Origin of the sequence: Xylanibacillus composti, from assembly GCF_018403685.1 — a bacterium.
In the GTDB taxonomy this organism is placed as follows: domain Bacteria; phylum Bacillota; class Bacilli; order Paenibacillales; family K13; genus Xylanibacillus; species Xylanibacillus composti.
This window is the reverse complement of sequence record NZ_BOVK01000093.1, coordinates 1-5,345: the sequence shown is the minus strand read 5'-3', so window position 1 is coordinate 5,345 and position 5,345 is coordinate 1. Positions and strand designations below refer to the sequence as shown.

Genomic DNA, 5,345 nt, shown 5'->3' with positions numbered 1-5,345 from the left:
GGGCTTGGGATAGATGGTGTACACGCCCATCTCACGCATCAGCCTCTGGATCTTCTTGCGATTGACCTGGATTTTGTCATCCCGACGAATAACCTTGGTGATTGTCCGATAGCCCCACGTAGGGTGATCGGTGTGCAACTCATCGATTCTGCGCATGATAAACAAGTCCTCTTCGGAGATCAACTTCTCCTTAGGTGGATGACGGTATACGCTGCTTCGATTCAAACTCAACAAATCGGCCTGGCGGCTAATCGTCATGTGAGGATCTTTGAAATCAACGTGATTTCTTCTTCCAGCTGGGTCCGAGGATTTCTGTAGATTTTTTTTTCAACCAGTCTACCTCATAGGTAAGCTGGCCAACTTTGCGCTCTAACTCTGCAATATGCTCTTTACTATGTTCGAGTTCTTTTCGGATTCGGAAGGTCCTTTCTTAAACACTTCCGAAACTCGTCCCATGAACTCTTTCTTCCAGCGTGAGAGAACAACTGGACTGATTTCATACTTAGCAGCAATTTGATTCACTGTTGATTCCTCAGACAAGATTTCTAAGACGACATTTGTTTTGAATTCGGCGGAGTAATTCGTTCTTTTCTTCATAGTTTTCAGTAAAACTAGATTTTGGATTTTGTGTCTCACCCCTTGGGGTCAGTATAAACCTTCCTTGTTTACGCCGATAGCAATTATGACTCCTCTTTAGTGTACACTTCCAAAAGTAAAACACATCGACGAGAGTAGCTGTTTGCTAAAGGCCGATTTTTCCAAGCTGTGACAAGCGGATCTAGGCACTTACAGGGATTTAAGACTGTACCCTACCCGTATATGCAATGATCCATTCCGATATGCCCGTTCATTCATAACTAGTTTCCACGTGTTCACCAACTATCGTTTGCAGGATAGCTAGAGCAGCTTCGATATCCCTATATCCTGAAAACTTCCGAAAATAAATTACTGAAAAAATTGCGAATCTAGGTTAATCTGATAGTGATCCTTTTATATTCAGCTCGTATGCTTAAAATGTTGCTTCGACAACACCAATTATGAATATGTCTCGCGTTATTTTTATGTAGTCTAGCATTTTATACATTTATACGTTCTCAACTCCTACATAATGTTATGATATATAATAAAGTATATCATTTGTTGCTTTTCAATAATTCATCTGGTACTTTCGGATTATATAAATAAAAAATACATGCAAGATTAACAAATAATACACTAGCACCAAATAATATCATAGAAATCAATTTTGCAGTTCGTTTCACAAGTGATCCCTCCAAGGATAAAAAATGTAGAAAGAAGGTTGCTCGATGGAAATAATCAAATTTTTATTATATATGTTATTTTCAATGCTAGAAGTCGTCGCAGTTCTTACATTAATATTCACTTTATTTAGAATTCCGAAACAATATTTAAGAATTCATATTTTTTTCGTTGGGGCAATACTAGCATTTGTTTCCCATACTATTAGAATCGTTGAACAACTGGACTCATATGCTATAATCATTATTGTCATATTATTGTTTTTATTTGTTTGGCTGATGTTTCGAATCCAAGTTTTTTACGCATTTATCATTACGATTTCTTCCTACTTAATATTTGGTGGTTTACAAATACTGATTATATTCTCTCTCACTTCAATTAATATTGTGAACGTGTCGAGTCTAAATAATGATATAGTCATTACTCACGCTATGCAATTGCTTACAGTCATTATGGTATTTTTAATTTCAAAAGTCTTGGACCATTTCCATATTGGTTTTGATTTCGTACCGCATAGTGACTTAGGATCAGTTCAATTGTCAAAAGAGAACTTGTTACTAATTTTAGCAGTAGTAATTAGCTTGGTAGCGGTACATACATATTTCTATTATTTCAATAGTTCTGGATATAGTCATGGCTTAATTTATATGGTGGTTATAAATTTGTTTGCTGTAGCACTAATTATTTACCTGTCTATAAGGAGGGATAAGGGTAGTGATTGAAAACCTGTCACTTTTTTTAGCTATCAAGCTAAAAAAAATAAACCCAGAAGAAACCGCGTCTGTCGAAGTCATGAAGTTTGGCCTGGCAGTTCTACTCAATGGGTCTTTTATCCTAATAATATCATTGCTTATTGGGCTCGGTACAGGACAATTCGTGGGAACACTCCATGTTTTGGCAGCGCTTGCATTGTTGCGCAGTGTGAGTGGAGGTTACCATCTGCCCACATCCGAGTGGTGTATCCTAATTTCTACTGCGATTATCACCATTATCCCGCATTTACCGATCAATTCGCAGTGGTGTATACTGTTAACGAGTAGTAGTTTAGTCTTGGTTCTTTTGTTCGCGCCGTCCAAGATAGAAAATCAAACGCGCATCCCGCGCAAGTACTTTCCTCTTCTTAAGGTGATTGCGACTTTGATGGTAGCCAGCAACTTCCTGTTCATGTCTTCAGCAATCGCTGCTGCATTCTTCGTTCAATCGGTGCTGCTTATCCGTAAATGGGAGTTTCAACGTCCGGATGCAGAAGCCGCACAGTGAAAAGGAGGGATGTACGATGTTGCCCGATATTTCGGAGGAGGAACTCAAGGAAATTCTTATACCTGTTCTTCAAGTAGATGGTTCGAAAGCCGGAGAGATGGTACTGATCAAGCTTGTGGACATCTGCAGTATTACAACGGATGGCCGCCATCTCAAACTGGACACGGCCGAGGGTACTTATCATATGATGGCGACGCTCGACGAAGTGGGGGAGCACCTTGCTCCAATGCTGGGGCTGAAGAAGATTGATCGCGTGAATTACATTCAGCCCAGCAAGGTGACGTATTATGATTCCTTATATCGGAAGATATACTTCGACGAAACCATTACGCCTCATTCGAAATTTGCGACGATTGCACAACGGTATATGGATACGGTGGAAGCGCTGCTTGGCGAAGAAAAGGATCTGGCAAAATCATAATCGCAACTGATTATGGCTATCCGTAGAGGGTGGCTTTTTCTTTTTTATCGGCAATGATGAGGAGGGTACTGTGTGCAGGAATGGTTGAGAATTCTGCTCTTTCATTTGCTTACAGCTGTGGAGGGTTCAGCTGTTTTTTTGTTAATGATTAAGCTGTTCCGCTTCTCGATTCGGGAATGGTGGAAGGAGATTCTATTCGCTGTTTTGTTTACTTCTTATGTGAACTACCATCTGTGGCATATAGAGTTCCTAACCGGCTATGTTTATATAATTCAGGTAGGTATGTTGTATTTATTTAATTGGTTGGTTCTCAGATGCAATTGGCTGCATGCGGTGATTGTGTTATGTACAGGATTCGCGGCGTACACATTGATTCAAGTCGTGGTGCTGTACATATTTAACTTCATGGGGGTGTTTTCCACTGAGAAATTGGACGGCACTCAGCCATATACTACTTACGTCCACCAGTTGACTAGTGCAGTCATAGGTTGGGTAGTGATTAGTCTGCTCACTATGAGACGAATTGGTTTCACTTTTGTTACAGGAAAGAAACGTGGCCTTACTGATAGGAGACTTTGGAGTTATATTGCCATTTTCACGGTTGGTATGATAATACCTGCAGTAGTCTATTTCGTATATCTGAAAGTTGGCGGATTGTCATATGCTATGGGATTTCTCATTGCTCAGTTGTGTTCGCTCAGCCTCTTTATTGCTTTTGCCTTTCGCAGTGAGAAGCAAAAATATTTGAGTCAAAGACATGCTTATCTAAAAGGAGAGAAGTAAGGTGAATTCCATATTCTTCGCAATAGCATATTGCTTCTTTTCTAGCCTTGATACTATAGCAATATTGGCATTAGTCCTGACTTTATACCGTATATCTATGAAGGAGCATCTTGGGAAGGTCCTCATTATTTCATTGTTGTTCGGCTTCTTTAACTATCAGTTGCGCGTTGTCTATGAATTGCATTCTTATATAATGTTTTTCCAGTTGGTGGTGTGGGTACTTGTGTTCTTATGTTTCCCTATCCGCCACTGGTATTACGCTATCGTCATGGCTGTTTCAGGATGTATTATTTTTAGCGTTTTGCAGCTAATTGCTTATGGTGCTTTCGTCATGGCGGGCTTTCCATTATTAGATGAAGTTGATCCTAAAAGCCCAAGTCTTTTCTTAGCCCAAGCTATAACTGATATACTGACATTCGGCTTATGTTATGTATTGTATCGATACAAAATAGGCTTTCTCTTTACGGCCCTGAACGTCAGAACCAGTCCAAGACAACGTATACAATTTATCCTTGTCATCATTGTTCTAGCAGCATTGATTCAATTGATATACAATTTGGTGTTTTCTAAGCAGGTTCATGATGCTTACTTCATGTTTACATTCATCAATTTATTCATCGCTTTGCTTCTATTGCGATATGTGTATAGGAGAGAAGTGGAGGCTTATCAAGGTAAGAGATGACAGATGAATAAACACAATGTGTTTTATGCTTATGTCCTTTCTGGAAGTCCTGACAATTGTTTTCTTAATGTTGACATTTGCAAGGATTTCCTTCTTAACCTACTGGAGAGCGGTTGTTGCCGTTGCATTAGTGCAAGCAAACATAAACCATTTCTTTTGGTCTATAGAGAGCTTGCATGGCTTCATGTTTCTAATTCAATTAGCGATTTTCATGATCTATCAGAGACATATATTTCACATGAGTTGGTTCGCTTCTATATTGGTAGTAGGATTATCATGGTTTATTATACTGACCCCAAGGGATGAGACACAAAATCCAAAATCTAAGTTATACTGAAACTATGAAGAAAAGAACGAATTACTCCGCCGAATTCAAAACAAAAGTCGTCTTAGAAATCTTGTCTGAGGAATCAACAGTGAATCAGATTGCTGCTAAGTATGAGATCAGTCCAGTTGTTCTCTCACGCTGGAAAAAAGAGTTCATGGGACGAGCTTCGGAAGTGTTTAAGAAAGGACCTTCCGAATCCGAGAAGGAACTCGAACAAAGTAAAGAGCATATCGCAGAGTTAGAGCGCAAAGTCGGCCAGCTTACCTATGAGGTAGACTGGTTGAAAAAAAAATCTACAGAAATCCTCGGACCAAGCTGGAAGAAGAAATCACGTTGATTTCGATGATCCTCACATGACGATTAGCCGCCAGGCCGATTTGTTGAGTGTGAATCGAAGCAGCGTATACCGTCAACCGCCCAAGGAGAAGACGATCACTGAAGAAGACTTGTTTATCATGCGCAGAATCGACGAGTTGCACACCGATCATCCTACGTGGGGTTACCGGACAATCACCAAGGTTATTCGTCGGGATGACAACATGCAGGTCAATCGCAAGAAGATCCAGAGGCTGATGCGCGAGATGGGCGTATACACCATCTATCCCAAGCCC

At 40.0% G+C, this 5,345-nt stretch carries 10 protein-coding genes; 7 read left to right on the top strand and 3 right to left on the bottom strand.

The window, feature by feature from the left end:
* The 3 genes from XYCOK13_RS21235 to XYCOK13_RS22430 all read right to left on the bottom strand — a co-directional run.
* Nucleotides 1–258 (bottom strand): IS3 family transposase (locus XYCOK13_RS21235; RefSeq protein ID WP_213414254.1); only part of this gene is annotated, 258 nt, incomplete at its 3' end.
* 111 nt (nt 259–369) lie between these two features.
* Nucleotides 370–597, bottom strand: coding sequence for a transposase (locus XYCOK13_RS22435; RefSeq protein WP_213414253.1), 228 nt, complete (start codon nt 595–597; stop codon nt 370–372).
* Between the two features lie 536 nt (nt 598–1,133).
* Nucleotides 1,134–1,262, bottom strand: a complete 129-nt coding sequence (locus tag XYCOK13_RS22430) for a cyclic lactone autoinducer peptide (protein WP_213414252.1) — start codon at nt 1,260–1,262, stop codon at nt 1,134–1,136.
* A gap of 45 nt (nt 1,263–1,307) precedes the next feature.
* Between XYCOK13_RS22430 and XYCOK13_RS21220 the strand changes: the two genes are divergently transcribed.
* The 7 genes from XYCOK13_RS21220 to XYCOK13_RS21190 form a co-directional block, all read left to right on the top strand.
* Nucleotides 1,308–1,982 (top strand): hypothetical protein, encoded by a 675-nt coding sequence (locus tag XYCOK13_RS21220; protein ID WP_213414251.1) that lies wholly within the window; start codon nt 1,308–1,310, stop codon nt 1,980–1,982.
* A complete protein-coding gene (locus tag XYCOK13_RS21215) occupies nt 1,975–2,520 on the top strand; it encodes an accessory gene regulator ArgB-like protein (RefSeq protein WP_213414250.1) in 546 nt (181 codons plus the stop codon). Before XYCOK13_RS21220 ends, XYCOK13_RS21215 begins: the two co-directional genes overlap by 8 nt.
* A gap of 16 nt (nt 2,521–2,536) precedes the next feature.
* Nucleotides 2,537–2,941 (top strand): LytTR family transcriptional regulator DNA-binding domain-containing protein, encoded by a 405-nt coding sequence (locus tag XYCOK13_RS21210; RefSeq protein WP_213414249.1) that lies wholly within the window; start codon nt 2,537–2,539, stop codon nt 2,939–2,941.
* A gap of 72 nt (nt 2,942–3,013) precedes the next feature.
* Entirely contained in the window at nt 3,014–3,724 is a 711-nt protein-coding gene (locus tag XYCOK13_RS21205) for a hypothetical protein (protein WP_213414248.1), read from the top strand.
* A gap of 1 nt (nt 3,725) precedes the next feature.
* Nucleotides 3,726–4,406 carry a hypothetical protein gene (locus tag XYCOK13_RS21200; protein ID WP_213414247.1) on the top strand — a complete coding sequence of 227 codons (681 nt, stop codon included), beginning with the start codon at nt 3,726–3,728 and terminating at the stop codon, nt 4,404–4,406.
* A gap of 341 nt (nt 4,407–4,747) precedes the next feature.
* A complete protein-coding gene (locus tag XYCOK13_RS21195) occupies nt 4,748–5,071 on the top strand; it encodes a transposase (protein WP_213414246.1) in 324 nt (107 codons plus the stop codon).
* A gap of 16 nt (nt 5,072–5,087) precedes the next feature.
* On the top strand, nt 5,088–5,345 hold a 258-nt coding region (locus XYCOK13_RS21190; protein WP_213414245.1), incomplete at its 3' end, for an IS3 family transposase.

Excerpts from the sequence above, each read along its gene's own strand:
- XYCOK13_RS21210 (WP_213414249.1), top strand. The coding sequence starts at position 2,537 with ATGTTGCCCGATATTTCGGAGGAGGAACTCAAGGAAATTCTTATACCT.
- XYCOK13_RS21220 (WP_213414251.1), top strand. The coding sequence starts at position 1,308 with ATGGAAATAATCAAATTTTTATTATATATGTTATTTTCAATGCTAGAA.
- XYCOK13_RS22435 (WP_213414253.1), bottom strand. The coding sequence starts at position 597 with ATGAAGAAAAGAACGAATTACTCCGCCGAATTCAAAACAAATGTCGTC.
- XYCOK13_RS21195 (WP_213414246.1), top strand. The coding sequence starts at position 4,748 with ATGAAGAAAAGAACGAATTACTCCGCCGAATTCAAAACAAAAGTCGTC.